Source organism: Legionella rowbothamii (assembly GCF_900639985.1).
GTDB classification, from domain to species: domain Bacteria; phylum Pseudomonadota; class Gammaproteobacteria; order Legionellales; family Legionellaceae; genus Legionella; species Legionella rowbothamii.
Genome location: NZ_CAAAIM010000007.1, coordinates 84942 through 102733, shown reverse-complemented (window position 1 = coordinate 102733; position 17792 = coordinate 84942). Strand labels below are relative to the sequence as shown.

Below are 17792 nucleotides of genomic sequence, written 5' to 3'. Positions count from 1 at the left end.
TTTTGGGTAGTTAAAGGATGTTCAATGTTGAGTACATTTCTGCAAGGTAGAATTATCCTTTTGAATATTCTCTATCCCATTACTGCTTTTTTCAGGTAGGTATTGTGACAAAATGCTGGCAATAACTAAGGCTATAGGAACACTCAAAAGCGCAAATTGGTAATCCGCTAAAGTATAATGTCCCAAGTTATTACTCGAGTAATCCAAAAAATAGCCTATTAGTGGCTGCATGAGTGGGGCAGAGAGCATTCCTAAGGTATTTGTAAATCCGGTACATGCTGATAAAGATTCCGATGGGGCAAGCTCATTAGCAATAGTAAATGCAAGCATATAAGCACCACAGAGTAGTCCAATTAAAAAGAGAAAGAGTCCGGCAAATAGGGTACTGTGCATTGGTAAATAAAGAACAATCAAAAGCAGTAATGCAGTTGATATGCAAGAAAAATGAATTAGCGGCTTGCGCTTGCTGAGGATAATAGACAACCAGCCATAGATAGGGCAGCTTAAGCCAGCGCCGAATAACACCATAGAGGTCAGTATACTTGCTGTTTTAATATCACAATGCAATTTTAACTGGATAAAAGGGACTGCCCACATTGCTGCAAAAACGGTGATTACTGAAAATTCTAGCCCGACAAATAAACCATTAATCCAAATCAGTTTATCTTTTAGCATGAGCACTAATTGCTTGTTGTATTGCTGTTGGTTTTGCGGTTTAGGCTTATTACTAGGAATAACCAGACGGCATAAGCCAGCAATAAATATTCCTATAGCGCCTGCAATAGTAATGAAATATCTCCAGCTAATTTGGCTAATTAGGGCTCCCATACCCACCATACCCGTTACGGTGACAGTAAATCCTAAGGTTTCAGATAAACCAATCATAAATGCGTATTGTTTTAAGGCGAAATTTTGCCGTAAGACTCGCGTTAAACCCACAAAAGCAAAAGCAGAACCAGCACCAATAATCAGGCGACCACAGAATAATACAGGCAGGGTATGCCCCATCGCAAAGATAAAACAACCGCAGGCACATAACAGTGCATTAACGGATAATAATGTTCGAGTATTGTAACGATCAAACAGTAAGCCTACGGGGATTTGTAAACTCGTATAGACATAATAAAATGAACTGCTTAAAAGCCCCGCCGTAAGTGCAGACAGGCCTTGTTCGTGCATGATTGCGCCGATAACGATTCCGGATGATAATTGTAAAAAAAACTGAAATAATAAAAAGGAAACGCCAACTAGCCAGATGATAATACTTTTTGAGCTTTGTAATGGTGATGTATTCAATACGAGCATTCCCCATATTTAACCGTGCACTTAGAACACATTTTAAATAAAAGCCCGAATATATAGGATTGCAGTACATGTGTAAATTTATTTTAGATGTTGGACTTAATTATTCCTATTTTACAAGGCAAGACGGAATGTTTTCTAACGAAAACTCATAGTGGCACACCATTGGTGACGCATTTTTTAGTCTAGTTCGGGGGTATTCCATGCATTTTTAAGGTAATGAAGCCAACTTATCCTTATTTTCACCACGAAACAAATGAGTAAGCCAATGCCAGAACCCCGTTTGTTGAGTAGGCTCTTGGGCTTGGAAAAATGAGTGTTGTTCTAAAGCACTTCGTGGTTTACATATTTTTCTTAAATTAGCTAATTCCTCCTGAAATAAGCTCGCAGTTGGAGCTGTATCATTCGCATTCGCTTTTTTGTTAATGCGTTCAATAATCTCGTCTAATTGCGATACGTATTTTCCTAGGCGAGAGTTTTTGATGCTTCTTTTTAGTTGTTCTCTAGCGCTGTGTTCATCGGTTAATTCAAGCCCTTGAACCATATCTTTTTTAAATTGTTTACTGTGCGAATTAATTAAAATGGCATATTCAATCACATAAAGTTCTTCTTTGGTTTCTGCGGATTTAATGAGATTTTCATAATGCTCAGCGCGCGTTTTACCACGGGAATAATCAAAAAGATAGGATAAGTAACCTAGGGTTTTATCTCGATGACTAAGATAATGTTCTATGGCTTGAGTACACTTTTGTTGTTGCGTTGTTAACTCGGAGGATATCTTACTGAAGGCATGGCGATAAATTTGCTTATCCAAATTAAGATTATTTGCAATCATCGCCAATTCAATGCGAGTTAGGCCCTCTTGAATTTCTTTATTCCAAGGAGAGGCTATGTGTTGGAGCGCATTAGAGCTCTGAGTTAATAGCAAATTAAATAAACGAGGTCGCATATCTGCTTTACTAAAATGAATCTCTAAATTCGCAATATAGGCCATCATGATCTGTTCGGCATTGTCGTGGACTTGCTTTTGCAGTTCAATACCCAAAATATTTAGCTGGGATTGTTCAAGTAAATTGGCAACCACCTCCCATTGGTGTTGGGTCAGCGCTTCAGAAAGCAATGCTTCTAATGTATATTTTCTGAGGAACAGGGGTAATATTTTGCCCGTAGTTACAGGATCTTGTAAGAAACTCAGTACATTTTCATCCACATTGGGAGGTAAATCATTTGCCTCACTAAACATGATGTTAAACTGCGGTTCATTTTCTTCTTTTAGCGCTCGTTTTAAAGGCGATAAATACAGGCTGGTTTTTTGAAACTTAAGATCGGTTTCAGGATGTTTAATAGCTTTTAGAAGTTCTTCTCTTGGATTTTTTAAACCAATTTTTAATAAAAGTTGATACAGTCTGCCATAGCTTTGTTGATAGGTGTTTTCAAAATAAGTTGATTGAGGCTGCTCACCAAAAAGTTGTTGAATTGCCTCACTTATTTCTTCTGCATCTAAATTAGGCTCTTTAGCAAGAAGCAAGTTCGCTATTTTTCCTTGTTTTTGAGCACAGCTATATAGAAAAAGTGCTTTGTAATTCAATCCTAAATCAATTGGCGATTGAACTAGTGTTTCAATCACGTCATAATGGCCTCGAGTAATAGCTTGTTCTACTAAGCTCATGAGCGGTTGCTCAAGCGTGGCAAGGCGGTTGGGAGTTAAAAATTTCTCTACCAAGTCTTTTTTGTTATGAGCAAGGGCTGCAACAAATAACTCTTCAGATTGCTTAACATCTAGAGCTTGTTCTTCTGGCGCCAAATGAGTAATCACGTCAAGCAGACTATTTTGGATTAGCAGCGGAATTAATTCCGGTCTTTGTTTTAACTGAGGATATATTTGGATTAGCTTAATCACAGCCTCTTCCTTTTGGGTCCTAATTAAGTCATCACATAATTCACTTAATTCCTTTTCAGTCCAGTTAACAGTCTGGCTTAATGCTCCTGCTAGATGAGGTAATTTTTGTTTAAAACAATTCGCAATAAATGTTTTATTGTCTGGGTCTGGAAGTTCTACAGTCAGTGTATTTGGAGGAAGAAAACGAGCGGCCTGATTTAGCTTTATTAATTTGGGCTGGTTGTTTAATGAACTATTCAATGCAACATTAAAGAGCTGAGGGGCATGTTGTGCATAATATCTGGCAACAGGGACAAGGTTCATTCGTAAACTGCTGTCCACAATGTATTGTTTTACCTTGGGTTGTGCGGCATCAAATGAGTTAAAAATGATGGAGTAATTGTTATTATCACGGCATAAAGCTAATAGTTTATCGATATTTTTTCCTAAAGGTAGGACATCAAAACCTATTTCTGCAAGGATGTTCAGCACGGTTAAATTTTCATGCTCTAATGCGTCTTCATAAAAATGCTGCAAAGTATCTATATCCAACGTATAGCCGTGCTCTAGCATTTTTTTATGCAACCATATACTCATTTCAGCATTGCCATCCATGATTGAAATCATTAATGCGCTTTGTAACTGGTCCTCGGAAAAATTAACAGGTGCTGTCTTAATAAGGTTCTCTTTATGTAAAAAGACCAAAATACCTAAAAGAGAAATTGAACCTATGGTGGTCCTTAGATCTAATTCTTTTGCCTGACCTTTGGTAATCTGTTCCCATAAGCCTTGTTGCTTGCTTTGCACTACCCAGGCGCTGGCGATTAATTTAAAAATAGATTTATCTTTTCTATTCATGCAGCGCGGTAGTAATTGGGCATCCTCGACATTAGGAATAAATCCCTTATCGAGCAATTTTTTTAAACTCACAACACCAATATGTTCAATTACGTTGGGGGTAAAAACAGTCTTTATGGCTTCTGAGCTGATAGGAATATTAAGTAATATATCTAGTAATTGTTGTTGATTGGTGATTGCAGCATATTGAATATGTTTTACTAGCTGTTCCGATGATAGATCACCTAAAAACCTTTCTAGTACTCTTGGGTCGTTCTGGTGCACGAGGCTTAGGAATCGCAAGTGGTCAATATAGGTTTGATGCTCCGGCGTCAGTCCTAAGTGTTCGCAAAGGTTAATAAATTCGTTGAAGTTAGCTATTGTCTTCAGGCATCGAGAATGATTTGTTACCGGGTTAATAAGTATTTCTTGCACTTGTTCTTTTAAAAGCTCTTGTTCTTCTGCACTAGGGTAGTGTGTTTGATAATGAGCAATTAGCTTTTTTGCTGTTTCAATATTTCCAATATAAAAATTAAGCCCAATGCTTCGGAGCAAGGCTTTTTGTACGGAGACTGATTTAGGCTGTTTTAACAAGATTTCTATGACTTCTTGAATTAAATGAGCCTTAGTTAAATCTTCCCAATAAACAGCATCTTTCTTTGCTAAATAATCTACAGTCGTGATATCGCGTGCTACAGCTGCAAATTCAAAGGCACGCTGTTCTGTTTCGTTCATCGGTCTTGGAGTGATGAGCGGATGAAGTTCTGTTTGAGTCGGGTAGTTTACAGCAGGGGCATTGGGATTTGCAAAGGCGCGAATAGTAAGTCCAAACACATCATCTTTATATCCAAAGCACTTTTTAAGCTCTTGAATGACTTCTTTCGCAGAAGCGAATTCTTTGGTTTTTTGTTGGTAGTTTGGGTCGTAAATGGAATATTTTCCATTTTTAAAAGAAACGGCAATCGCATGATCGTGACTGCTAATATAATAGGAGCGATCTGTGTGGGTAATTGACTCTAAGATCTTTGCCCATTCTTGCTCTTCAGCAACGAAACCCAAGTTAAACTCATTGCGCAAGGGCTTTGCACCAACATGCTGTATTCGGTCCAAATCCCCCTGAATTAGTTGATGCCCACTATAATCCTCTGGGTTGTAGACATTTTCTATTTGAATGATAAAGTCATCAATTAGCGGATCATTTCCAATGCGGTAAATTGGAGACAAATTTGCTAAACGCTCGAGAATGGAAAAAAATTGATGGGTTTTGTTTTCTAGACTGTATTTTACATATAAACCAGCAAGGCCTGCACAAACTCCTGAACGATTTAAGGCAAATTCAATATTTTCTTTCTGTTGTAGACACAGGTTAACTGCATTAATAATTCTAATTTGACTTGGCATAGAGCCTCAGATATTAATGAATCGTTTGGTGAAATTGTAATCAATTTGTGCTTGAAATACAATCTGTATTGAAAAAATGATGAGGGTTTTACGTACAGTTAAGAACACTTGCAATTTTATTGGTGCTCCAATAGTCTGTATTAGAATTATTTTGCAAAAGGAGTTGTCTATGCCAAAACAAGCAATAAGTACGGAAAAAGTGAAGAATACTTCAATCGTAGTGGGCTTGCTCAATGTAATCGCACTGCCCGCTTTTTTTGTTGATTCTCGGCTGGGGGCGGGTATATGTCTACTTCTAACCGGAGCAGCGCTCTATCAGTTTAATAAGATAGGCGAATCGAGACGGCCAGGCTCAAATATGGTTAATAGAATGAATAATTTCTTTGCGCCATATACGGGTGATCCGAGTACAGAGCTAGATAATGCTGTTCGCAATATAGTTAACGGTGGCGATTCTGTATATCAACAGCTTTTCTCTGAGGGTAGATCGTAGATAGAAACTGTACGCGTTTTATCCCTGCGTAATATAGGAGCGAGGCTTGATTGGTACATGGAGTCTGGGATGCCTAAAAATTCTTAATTAATCCTTCGTAGGTTGGCTCTATGGCGCAACAAAGGAAAAACTCACTTCCTGGGCCATGGGTTCAACCTACAATCTATAAAATCTGGAGAAAGGGATCTATAGTCTGGCTATGATACTTGATGAATCTTCACGACCATTCCCAAATGATCATTATCTAAATAATAAACCGTATCTCCTTTTAAACGTTGTTTTTGACTTATTGTCATTGATGTTTGCGGGTTGTTAGGAGGAGAAATCTGCAAATTCGCATCGAAATTATAATAATTGCTTTGCGTTATACGCAGAGTGCCTTGCATTTGCCATCCATTATGCTCTACCAGAGGCAGTGCAACAGTGCTCTGGCTATTCGCAGGTTGTCTCCATGAATAATGCCCTAGAACTGGATGAGGGGAACGGCGGCTTAGTAAGTAATATTGATCTTTTAAGCTGGAGGAGGAGTTAGAAAGTAAGCAATAAGGCTTAGGTGTTTTTTCTGAACTAGACCTTAGGGAAATAGCATTCGTGTAGGTCATTGGAATTAGTGGAGAATCTAAGTTATGCCCCGAATTTTGTGCAGATGAAGAGTGTTGCGCAAAGACAATGAGATCAATTTGATAACTTGGTTTTGCGAAACTGAGGCAAGAATACAGCAGGGTTGTTGTTATTATCAATAGTCGTTGCATGATTCAAATTCTTTAGTTTTTCAGCATTATATACACAAGAAATACCAAAACGCTATTAGGCTTTTACCATAATATGGCCGGGAACATCCCTTGCCCTTCCCGCTGCATGACCGTGGGAATTAGGAGAGCATTTTTGATATAAAATTTGTTTCAATTACTGGGCAACACAACAACTATTTCTCGTTGCCTTGGTGTCAACTGCCGGAGCTTGTGGGTAAAATGAATTCCTGTTTTGACTTACCGGACTTGTTTCCTTTTCCAGGGAATTTTTCACCTGTTGCTTAAGTTTAGTAATATGCATGTTGTTCTTGCTCTTTAACCCTGGTTAAAAATTTCTAAAGTGTTGGTAATTTTTGAAGTGGATTGATTGCTGAAAATTCAGGGACAAAGTTTCGCGAAAGGGATTCACCCACTTGTTTACCAATTGTAGGCAGGTCTTGAGTAAATCCAAGCCTTTCGCATAGTGTTCATATTTAGAGGCAAATTCGCAATCAAGTTCCATCACCACTACAGGTCCTAAAAGGTCTAAGTGACCTAGTTGTTTGTAATGCTCTTTTAATAAGATATGAGAAGAGGTAATTGCAGGCAGCAGGATCCACTTTTTTTATTCCATAACAACCGGAGGGAACTTGTCCGCATAATTAATAGGTTTTTTGCTAAGAGCAATCGCGGCACGCATGGCTGTTTTTATAAATGCATCAGTTAAATTGCTACGCGCTTGAGTTGCTGTTGGACGGCCTTCATCGCAATGTTCGCGTATCGAGCTATTCAGCGGAAGTTGTCCTAATAGGCTGCATTGATGGGTTGCACACAAAGCCTCGGCACCGCCAGCACCGAAGATGGCTTCTTGATGCCCGCATTCGCTGCAAATATGGGTGGACATATTTTCAATAACACCAAGGACATCGATTCCAGTTTTAGAAAACATGTTTATCGCTTTTTGTGCATCTAAGGTCGCAACGTTTTGTGGGGTGGTAACTACAATTGCAGCAGTAAGCGGGATTTTTTGTACTAAGGTAAGCTGGATATCCCCCGTTCCAGGTGGCAAATCAATAAACAAATAATCCAATTCATCCCAAAGAGTAATGTCCAACATCTGAATTAATGATTTAGCAAGCATAGGGCCACGCCAAATCAAGGCTTGCTCATCATTGGTTAAATAACCAATAGACATGGCTTGGACTCCATGAGCTTCAACCGGTAAATAGAAATCACCTTTAAGTTGTACGGGTTCTGTTTTTCCTAGCATAAGCGGCATACTCGGACCATAAATATCCGCATCAAGAATACCCACACGTGCGCCAGTACGGGCTAAAGCGGTGGCTAAATTAACGGTTACGGTTGATTTACCGACCCCACCTTTACCTGAGGCGACCGCAATGGTATTTTTGACGCCCCGCAGTCCTTTACCAACTAATTGGGTTCGATGTGGCTTAATCAATTGCTCAATAGTAATTGTAATCTCTTGATTGGGAAATTGAGTTTGTAATGCGGAAAGTAACAGCGGTTTATAATTCGCCTCAAGCAAGAGTGCGGGGAAACCTGCTAGTAAATTGATAATCAATTTATCTGCTGTAGTCTCGACCTTGCTCTGTAAATTCATTTCTTTGCCAGTACGATCTAAAAAGGGGTCTTTTAGTGTATTTAATAAGCTTATTACAGTGCTTTCAACAGTCATTACAAACCTTTATGCAAAAGACGAATAATAGCTCAGGGGCTTGTTCATAACAAGAGCAATAAATACTACAGAGTATGAGTGGGTTCGTATTGCCATTTTACCCAGTGATTTGTAGGTAGGTAATAAATTCCACAGTAAATGGGAAGATGTGTGCGTTCGGAGAGATACGAGCCATACTCATTTAGCTGAGCCTGATGTTTTATTAAGGTAGTTTTATCTTCCTTACCTGTTTTAAAGTCGATGATCCATCGTTTGCCATCTTCTTCAAAAGTTCGGTCAATGATGCGCGTAATTGGTCGACTTTGTGGAGCCACTAGCAATTCATATTCGTTTTGTTCTTTATCATGGGTGGCGATAATCCAGGAACCAATTTGATCTTGAACAAGGCGAGTTATTTGTTCTTGGAGCACCAGTAATGCCTGTTTTTGCATGTATTCATCAAAGCCTAGCTTTTTGAATTCGTAGAGTGCTAAATTCCAGGGCACATCATCTAATGACTCAGGGTGATTATCACAGATCCACTGTAAAAGTTGATGAGTCACAATCCCGGTTAAACGGGGTAGGTTCGATACTAAAGTGGAGGGCGCATTCCTCGAAAAGGGCTCATCCATCTCCAGCTGTTGATCTTGGTAGTGATGTAAGGGGAGTTGTGCTAATTTGGGCAATGGGCGTTCTTGTTCCTCCATACTGCCGGCAGATTCATCATCAGCAAAGTTTTGATTTTTTAATAAGCTACGAAACGAGCTTTTTGACGTTTTTTCGCTATGATCCATCAGATATAAACGTGATTTGGCACGCGTCACGGCAACATAAAGCAGGCGTTGTGTTTCATAGCTTCCTTTGACCTCATCCAATTGCCCCAGATAATCATAGACTGGACAACGATCATGATGCGCTGCCTGTATGGGGGACATGAGTAATAAATTACCTTGATCTTGGGTGGGTAAATTAAGCCAGCGTAGCATTGGTGAATCACCACGGTTCGCTTGGGATCCTAAACCTGGTAAAAAAACAGTATCAAACTCTAAGCCTTTCGATTTATGAATAGTCATCACTTGCAATAGGGATGGTGTTACTTGCTGGGAATAAAGTTTATTAAATTCGTGTATGAATTCTTTCATATTTGCCAATCGCCCATCGAGCTCGTAGCGATCGAGTAGGGTCCAGAATTGCTCTAAGTCATTCAGTTGTGCTTGATTCAGTACCTTATCAACTTGCAAGGCATTAAGGGTATTAATGACCCAAGTTGATAGCTTGCTCTCATAGCGATGAGACAATGCCTGTTGCATAATACGAATAAAAAATTGAGCTCTAATTAATCCATCCTCACTTAGCCCAGAGATTTTATTTAACTGTAATAAAGCAGCATAAATGGATTTCTTTTTATTAAATTGGGCAATGGTATGTATGTCTGCTAAAGACATACCACAATAAGGACTACGTAGCATGGATAACCACGTAAGGCGATTAGCTGGTGATAATAAAGCTTGAGTTAGTGACCAAACATCCCGTATGTGAGGCAGGTTTGCCAATAAGGTAATGTCTGTCCCCTGGTAGGGAATTTGATATTGACGCAATAAGCGAATAATTTCGGCAAGCTGGCTGCGTGACCGTACTAAAATAGCGATGCTTTGCTCTGGATTAGTTTGCAGCTCCGTTTGAATAAGTTGCATCATTTTTTCTGCTTCTTGTTCACGACTTTGAAATTGCCATGCATAAACAGCACTGTGTTTATCGTTCTGAATCACGTTAACGCTGGGATGAAAGGATACGGCGCCTGACTCAATATCCACGTTTTGTGGGAATATTTGTGCGAACTGTTGATTAACCCAACTGACAATGGTTTCGGTTGAACGAAAATTACAACTAAGCTCCAATGAGGTGAGTTGCACAGGACCAATTCCTTGTTCTTTTGCACGGAAAAATAAGCCAACTTCTGCCTGTCTGAAGCGGTAAATCGATTGCATGGGATCGCCCACCAGAAATAATGTTCTACCATCTCCCGGCTGCCAACCATGAACTAATTTATTGAGTAATTCAAATTGTGTGATGGAAGTATCTTGAAATTCATCAACCAATAAATGGTGAATGGAATTATCTAAATATAAGGCTAAGTCAGTAGGATTATCAGACTCACCCAGAGCGATGAGGGCCTGCTGTGAAATCGCCGTAAAATCGACTTCATTATACTCGCTAAAGAGCAGATACAAATGGCCTACAAGGAGCGGTAGTAATAGAAATAGAGCTTGTAATACCTCCCACTGTTCTAGATCGTACTCAGGCTTAGGCAAATTACTAACTTGGATTAATGCTTCCAGAAAATCTGGATAGTCACCCAATTGTGTTAATAGTTCTTTGCTGGCATTTTTAAGCTGTTTGTATTCAGCAGCCGGGCAGGAACTACTTAACAGGCCCACATGATGATCAAAACTTTTACGTAAACTCAAGTCACCTGTTAATAACGCTTTGCTCAATGCCGTTGCAATTTCCTGATTTGTTTGTTGAAAGTCCTGCCAATTTTGCAGCAAATAGCGAGGTGAATCAGGATTATTTTCAATACGTGCGAGCTCACGTACCCGTTGTACAAGTTCATCAGCCAACTGAAAGGGAAGGCTTTGTTTAAAACGGGCTAATTCATGCTCCTCGATTAAACTTAATGCTTGTTCAAAAATAGATTTATCTTGTGTCCTTGCTTGAAAAAGGGGATAGAGCCATTGATCACGCTGAGCGAGGAGCTCTTTAAATAAATCCAATAACCGTTCTTGGCGATTATCTACATGTAATAAGAGGGCTTTAATTGCATGCTGGTATTCCGGATTAGCTAAAGCAAATTGAATACACGCTCTGCCTGCATTTAAATAATGACTTTCTGCTTTATCAGTAATTTGTGAATAGGCAATTTGTTTCTCCAGTAATGGAATAGCCTGATTAATGCTTTGGCATAACGAGTCAATAGTGACAATTCTTAAGCGACTGGGCTGATTAAGTAAATCCCATTGATATTGGCTATTGCGCTGAAGCGCACTCTGAGCAAATTCAAGCGTCATCTGTTGATGAGCACTCTTAGCTTCGGTATTTTGCGCAGCTTGCTGTAAGGCTAAGAGAATGCGTTCACGCATTTCACTTGCTGCTTTACGAGTAAAGGTGAGGGCAATGATTTGTTCTGGTGCGGTGACCGTACTTAACAATCGTAAATAGCGTTGCGTTAATATTTCTGTTTTTCCAGAGCCGGCAGGAGCTTGTACGATGAAGGATTGAGTCGGGTTAGTCGCTTGACTTCTTTGATGGCTATCAACAAGCATGATTGAGGTAAAACTCCTTACAGTCAACTTAGATGAATCATAGCCTGGATGGTGCTTCGCCCCATCCAGGCCACTTTTACGGTAAAACTTTTATGCCAAGACAAGTTCTTGAGCGGGTGGGCGTAAATTATAATGAGAGCTCATACAACGCCCATAGGCACCTGTATTTGCAATCAATAAAATATCGCCTTCTTGAGTTACCGGCAATAAGCGATCATAACCAAGAGTATCTCCTGATTCACAAATAGGGCCAACGATGTGAGAAAAACCAGCTTTTTCTTCATACAAACGACTTAAGTTGACGATTTCGTGATAAGCACCATACAAGGAGGGTCTAATCAACGAATTCATCCCCGTTTCAATGCCGACAAATCGAACTTTACCTTTTTCTTTGCACTGAGTTACTTTGGCTAAAATAACACCACTTTCCGCTACAAAAAAACGTCCGGGCTCTAGCCATAGTTCCAAGTGCGGATGGCGTGATTTCACTGCCATGAGTAAGGCATCAAGATTGGCGAAGTCTAATGGTTGTTGCCCTGGTTTTTCAACAATCCCTAAGCCACCGCCTAGATTAATCGCCTTAACTTCAGGGAACTGATGGGTTAGTGAGGCTAACATGGATGCAGTTTGTTGCCACAATTCTGGAGTAAGGATGCCGCTACCTGAATGTGCGTGTAAACCAATTACATGAATATTATGCTTTTTAGTTAGCGCCACAACCTGACCTATATCATTTTGGGTAATACCAAATTTGGATTCATTACCAGCGGTAGATACATGTTTATGGTGGCCTGCCCCAGTACCAGGATCAATACGAATAATGACGTCTTTGTTTTTAAATAATGGTGCCCAGTTTTCTAATGGATACAGACTGTCGATGGTGATATAGCAACCGACCTTCAGTGCATATTCATATTCAGACTTGGGTGCAAAGTTTGGTGTAAATAAAATACGTTTGCGATCGATTTCTGGGAATAATTCTAAGACTCTATCAAGTTCCTGAATCGAAACACACTCAAAGCCAACACCTTCCTTTTCTAAGGTTTGCAAAATAGAAGGATAGGGGTTTGCTTTAATTGCGTAGAATACGGTGTCTATAGACTTTAACGCTAATAATTGTTTCGTACGTTCTGCTTGTGTTGGGCTATGATAGACATAGCAAGGAGAATGCTGTATCGCGGTAGTTAATAAACGATCACGCTCTTTTTCCCACCAGGGGACGAATCGTACAGAAGGTGCTCCAAATTCTTCATGCCAGCTTTTAGAATAATAGAAAATTTGAGGATTATTTTCGATTAATAAGTGATGCAGTTTTTGGCACAATAAATTTGCCTGAGACTCATCAACTACAAATGTTAGGTTTAAGTCATTAGAGGCTAATGACATTAAGTACACTTGCTTGGAATCAAAAACTTCTAAAGCAGGACCAAGTTGGGGTAATACCGTTCTAATATGGTGCCCTACTAGACTAACCGCACTGCATGGCTCAATCAGTTTTGCACGGCCAAATTGGTTTAGTTCATCTAATAATGCATTGATTGCTGCCCGATCGTGTATTTTCGTATTAATATCCAGCGATAAGGTCACATTGAATTCGGATGAAGACAGTAAGTCTACAGAAAAGCCATGATGCTTAAATGCAGAAAATACATCGGATAAGAAACCAACTTGTTGCCACATATGTAAGGTATCTATAGAAATAAGCAGGATGCTGTTTTTAATTTGAATTGATTTAATAAACGGAGCTGATTCATCAATATCTTTGGTGATCAAAGTTCCTGAATGTTCTGGTAATTGAGTGTATTTCACCGACATGGGAATATTGGCTCGACGGACAGGCGGAATGCAGTTAGGATGCAATACTTTCGCGCCCATGGATGCAATTTCTTGAGCTTCATCATAATTCAATTTTTTTAATAGGCGTGCATGCGGTAATTGATGAGGATTGGCAGTGTAAATCCCAGGAACATCTGTCCAGATTTCACAGCCCGCGGCTTGTAATTTCCCGGCAAGCAAGGCTGCAGAAGTATCAGACCCCCCACGACCTAATAATACAGTTTCACCCTCGGGGTTTGCAGCAAAGAAACCTTGGGTGATGATCGCCTGAGCACCACTAGAAAGGAATTTCTCCACCAACTCAGGATCATGTTCGCTTTCACAGCGAGCAGAAAGATAATTTGCTGATAGGCCATCAGGGAAGGGGGTGCTAGTTAATAACTCACGAGCATCATACCATTTGCAATAAATTCCCTGGCGTTCTAAAAATTGATGCCCCAAACGGGTCATCATTAATTCCCCCATACTTAGTATTTGCGCATGAGTTTTGGCTGGGGCTTGCTTTAGTAAGGCAATACCTGTCAGCCATTGTTCTAATTGGTGTAGGTCATTGGTGATGACTTCAGGGTTAACTTCTAATGCTTCAGCAAGGTTAAGATGACTATTACGAATATCAAGTAAAATACTTTGATGCTCATTAATTAGAGCTGCATCAATTGCCTTTTCAAGTTTATTTGAAATTTGAGTTAACGCAGAACAAACGATGACTGGCTGAACCCCAGTGCTTAGGTGCTTTTTAGTAATTGATGCAATATTATTCCAAGTACTACGCGTTGAAACACTAGTCCCGCCAAATTTTGTTACGATCTGCTGCATGGTCTATTTCCGCACTAAATTAGTACACCTTAGCATGGACTGAAGTAGGGATACAAGATTCTTTAGACAAATTATCACTATGCTTTAAATCAGAGGTTATTTTGAGCAGATATAACCCTAAAAATTATTCTGCAGATAAACTAAAATTGCTATTCATCGACGAAATCCCCGACCCAAATGCTCATTAATTGCCAATGATGGATTCAATTGAGTCATCATGGATTAATATTTCTTACTTATTGAATGCAAACAGAAAAAAATGTTTTTAAAGATTTGAAAACAAGGTACACTCTTTCCATCGAATGGATTTTATTCAACTGTTGATCTACTGATTATTAAAGGAGTGTATAGGAGTGATGAATATGCATAAGCCCTTAAGAACGCTGGTTAGTGCAGCCGTTCTTGGTGTGTTAACAACTGGTGCAGCTCATGCGGCTGGTTTTGCTTTATATGGAGAAAGTGCTGGTTATACAACTGGTAACTACGCCGCTGGTGCTGCAGCAGAAGCTGCTGACGCGTCAACTGGTTGGTACAACCCCGCTGGTTTGGCTCTTCTTCATGAAAAAGAAGCAGTGTTTGGTGGAGTAGGCATATTCCCTACTATCCAAATGGATGGCTCGAGCACTTTTAATACAGCAGGATTGCCTCCTTATCGTGAATACTATCGCGGGTTAGCCGGGGATTATAATGGTTTTGTCCCATCCTCTCATTTTGCTTTACCAGTTGGTGAGCGTACTACACTTGGTTTAAGTGTTACTGCCCCCTTTGGTTTGGCTACAGATTGGAAGCCTTCTTCTCCAGTGCGTTATTCTGCTACCTTTACTGAGTTGTTAACTGCGAATATTTCTCCTGAAATTGGTACTCAAGTATCTGAGCATTTTGCGATTGGTGCGGGTATGGATTTCCAGTGGTCACGTGTTAAGTTCAATCAAATGGTTGGTGCGCCAGCTTTATTCGATTATCTTGGCGAGGACCCTGCCATTGTGGACTCATCGAGTAAGAATAAAGGTGCTTCGTGGGGCTTAGGTTTCCATGCGGGTGTTTTGGCAATGTTTAATGATAATCATACTCGTATTGGGGTAAATTACCAATCTAGAGTAAGACATGTGTTCAACGGACATAGCTTCTTTAAAGGCCGTTTGGCAAATGATTTTGATTTAGTTTCACCCGAAATTCCAGCTTCTAATGTTTGGAAAAACTATGATCTATTCAGTAATTCAATTGTATTTCCAGATGTGGTAACGATCAGTGGTTATCAAGATGTTAATGACAAACTCGCTTTATTAGGTTCAGTTGTTTATACTGCGTGGAGTACGTTCAAAGACATTAAATTGAATAATGTTCCTGTTCCTAACATCAGCTCTACGCCTCCATTTCCTGTGAGCCAGGCGAATGTTATTAGCTCTGTACCAGAAAACTTTTCTGATGCCTGGCGTGTTGCAATTGGCGCGAACTATCATGTTAATGACCGTGTAATGCTTCGTCTTGGTGGTGGGTATGATCAGAGCCCAACTAATAATAAAGACAGAAACATTCGTTTACCAGACGTTGATCGCTGGGCGGTTGCGGTAGGTGCTCATTACCAAATGAAACCAAATCTTGGATTTGATTTGGGATATACTCACCTATTCCCAGGTAGCAGACCAAGTATTCATTCTTATCAACAATTGTCTACAACATCTTCCTATAGCGTTGATTCTGATAATGGTAAGTTTGCTGCTGATCTAGTAGGTGGGCAAGTTGTTTGGGTTCTTGATAAAGTAGCACCTGCACCAATGAAATAATTTTTAATTTTTTCAAAGAGTTAAAAGCCACGCTTGCGTGGCTTTTTTATTTGAGTCTGCCTAAATTTTAAAATTGTGCAATCGCAGAGTGGAACGTAGTCGTCCATGTAAATGGGCGCCAATAATGCGAAAGTAAAAAGAGTATTAGGTTTGAAGGGAATAAATCTACGTGTACAACGTGCCAAGGTCATTCCAGGCACGTTATAGGAAATCTAGTTTTTGTTGATAGTCGCTTCGCCAGGACCAGTCACAGTTAGCGTGTAACCATTGCCTACAATTTGCTTTGGACTAATATCGCCAGTACTAACTTCCATCTCAACTGTACCAACTACGATTGGATTTGCAGTATTAGTAGCCATTTTAATGACAGCAGGGCATTTGCCATTAGTAGTGTGACCATGGCACGCTAACTTAACCAAATTCCAATAAACTTTGCGAGTTGAATAAGGTGGCGTTGGGTAAATTGATGGGGCACCTGCGACAAATGCATTAGATTCTTCACTTGTATTATTGTGAGTTATTAAATAAGCCGGAGCAGCAAAAGAAGTGATTGCGCTTAAACTCAACGCTACTGCTGAAAGGCTTTTAGCAAATAAATTCATTATTTCTCCATTGTAATTATAAGCAATTGGCCCGCGGCCAATTTAATTGTAATTTTATTACTCTATACAACGCGGGCTGATTATATCGTAAAAAAGGTGACTATTATATATACTTTATGAATTGCTGTCCAAAAAACAGGCAATATCTTTGGCGAAATAAGTAATAATAAAATCAGCACCAGACCGTTTAATCGCAATTAAGCTTTCAATGATTGCTTGTTCTTCATTAATGAGTTGATGTTGTGCTGCAATTTTAATCATGGAATATTCACCGCTAACTTGATAAGCGCAAAGAGGAACCTCAGGGAAGTTTTGCTTCATTTTAGCAATTATATCTAGGTAGTACCCGGCTGGTTTAACCATGATCATATCGGCACCTTCATCAAGGTCCAGTGCGGTTTCACGAATTGCTTCATTAGCATTAGCTGGGTCCATCTGATAGGATTTTCTATCGCCAAATTTAGGTGCCCCTTGCGCTGCCTCTCTGAATGGACCATACAGACACGAACAATATTTTGCACTGTAACTTAAAATGGGTATGTTTTGATATCCTGCAGAATCCAGAGCTTCGCGAATGGCACTAACCATACCATCTGTCATACCACTAGGAGCTACCCAATCAGTCCCGGCCTTGGCATGACTAATTGCTTGTTTAGCAAGAAGCTCTAAAGTTTTATCATTATCAATACGTTCTTTCGAAACTACCCCACAATGGCCATGATCGGTGTATTCACAAAAACATAAATCAGAAATAATTAAAATGTCTTTATTCACCGAACGTATTATTCTTATGGCTCGTTGGATAATACCTGCGTCGTTAAATGATTCACTTCCATAAGCATCTTTGTGTTTGGGAATACCAAAAAGCAGCACGGCTTGAATACCTAATGCACTTAGGGTTTCAATTTCTTTGGGAAGACAATCAAGACTTAACTGATATTGCCCTGGCATTGCACTGATTTCTTTAGGAGCTGTTAATTCTTCACTGATAAATAAGGGCATAATCAATTGCTGAGTATGCAGCCGTGTTTCTCTAACTAGTGCGCGCGTTGCTGGATTGCTTCTTAAACGTGTTAAACGCAGGGGGATGTTGTAATCGGTCATAAGTAT

Annotated in this window: 10 protein-coding genes; 2 read left to right on the top strand and 8 right to left on the bottom strand. The window is 39.7% G+C overall.

Annotation, left to right across the window (positions count from 1 at the left end):
* Positions 1-21: 21 nt before the first annotated feature.
* Both E1P08_RS12310 and E1P08_RS12305 read right to left on the bottom strand, forming a co-directional pair.
* Complete coding sequence (locus E1P08_RS12310) at positions 22-1296, bottom strand: MFS transporter (RefSeq protein WP_278042991.1); 1275 nt, start codon at positions 1294-1296, stop codon at positions 22-24.
* 217 nt (positions 1297-1513) lie between these two features.
* The gene (locus E1P08_RS12305; protein WP_133137309.1) at positions 1514-5419 is read right to left on the bottom strand and encodes a hypothetical protein; all 3906 of its coding nucleotides are present in this window, start codon (positions 5417-5419) and stop codon (positions 1514-1516) included.
* A gap of 169 nt (positions 5420-5588) precedes the next feature.
* Between E1P08_RS12305 and E1P08_RS12300 the strand changes: the two genes are divergently transcribed.
* Positions 5589-5912, top strand: coding sequence for a hypothetical protein (locus E1P08_RS12300; protein ID WP_133137308.1), 324 nt, complete (start codon positions 5589-5591; stop codon positions 5910-5912).
* Between the two features lie 197 nt (positions 5913-6109).
* Here E1P08_RS12300 and E1P08_RS12295 read toward each other — a convergent pair whose 3' ends face one another.
* The 4 genes from E1P08_RS12295 to E1P08_RS12280 form a co-directional block, all read right to left on the bottom strand.
* A complete protein-coding gene (locus tag E1P08_RS12295) occupies positions 6110-6664 on the bottom strand; it encodes a CsiV family protein (protein ID WP_133137307.1) in 555 nt (184 codons plus the stop codon).
* A 604-nt stretch (positions 6665-7268) separates the two neighbouring features.
* Positions 7269-8342: an iron-sulfur cluster carrier protein ApbC gene (gene apbC, locus E1P08_RS12290; protein ID WP_133137306.1), complete on the bottom strand. Its 1074-nt coding sequence runs from the start codon at positions 8340-8342 to the stop codon at positions 7269-7271.
* Between the two features lie 65 nt (positions 8343-8407).
* Positions 8408-11644, bottom strand: coding sequence for a UvrD-helicase domain-containing protein (locus E1P08_RS12285; RefSeq protein ID WP_133137305.1), 3237 nt, complete (start codon positions 11642-11644; stop codon positions 8408-8410).
* 90 nt (positions 11645-11734) lie between these two features.
* Positions 11735-14296, bottom strand: a complete 2562-nt coding sequence (locus E1P08_RS12280; protein WP_133137304.1) for a bifunctional aspartate kinase/diaminopimelate decarboxylase — start codon at positions 14294-14296, stop codon at positions 11735-11737.
* Positions 14297-14658: 362 nt separating this feature from the next.
* On the opposite strand from E1P08_RS12280, the gene E1P08_RS12275 reads away from it, so the two are divergent.
* Entirely contained in the window at positions 14659-16080 is a 1422-nt protein-coding gene (locus tag E1P08_RS12275; protein ID WP_133137303.1) for an OmpP1/FadL family transporter, read from the top strand.
* Between the two features lie 212 nt (positions 16081-16292).
* Here E1P08_RS12275 and E1P08_RS12270 read toward each other — a convergent pair whose 3' ends face one another.
* Together E1P08_RS12270 and hemB are read right to left on the bottom strand one after the other, a co-directional pair.
* A complete protein-coding gene (locus E1P08_RS12270; protein WP_133137302.1) occupies positions 16293-16682 on the bottom strand; it encodes a hypothetical protein in 390 nt (129 codons plus the stop codon).
* Positions 16683-16796: 114 nt separating this feature from the next.
* Positions 16797-17786, bottom strand: coding sequence for a porphobilinogen synthase (gene hemB, locus E1P08_RS12265; protein WP_133137301.1), 990 nt, complete (start codon positions 17784-17786; stop codon positions 16797-16799).
* Positions 17787-17792 lie beyond the last annotated feature (6 nt).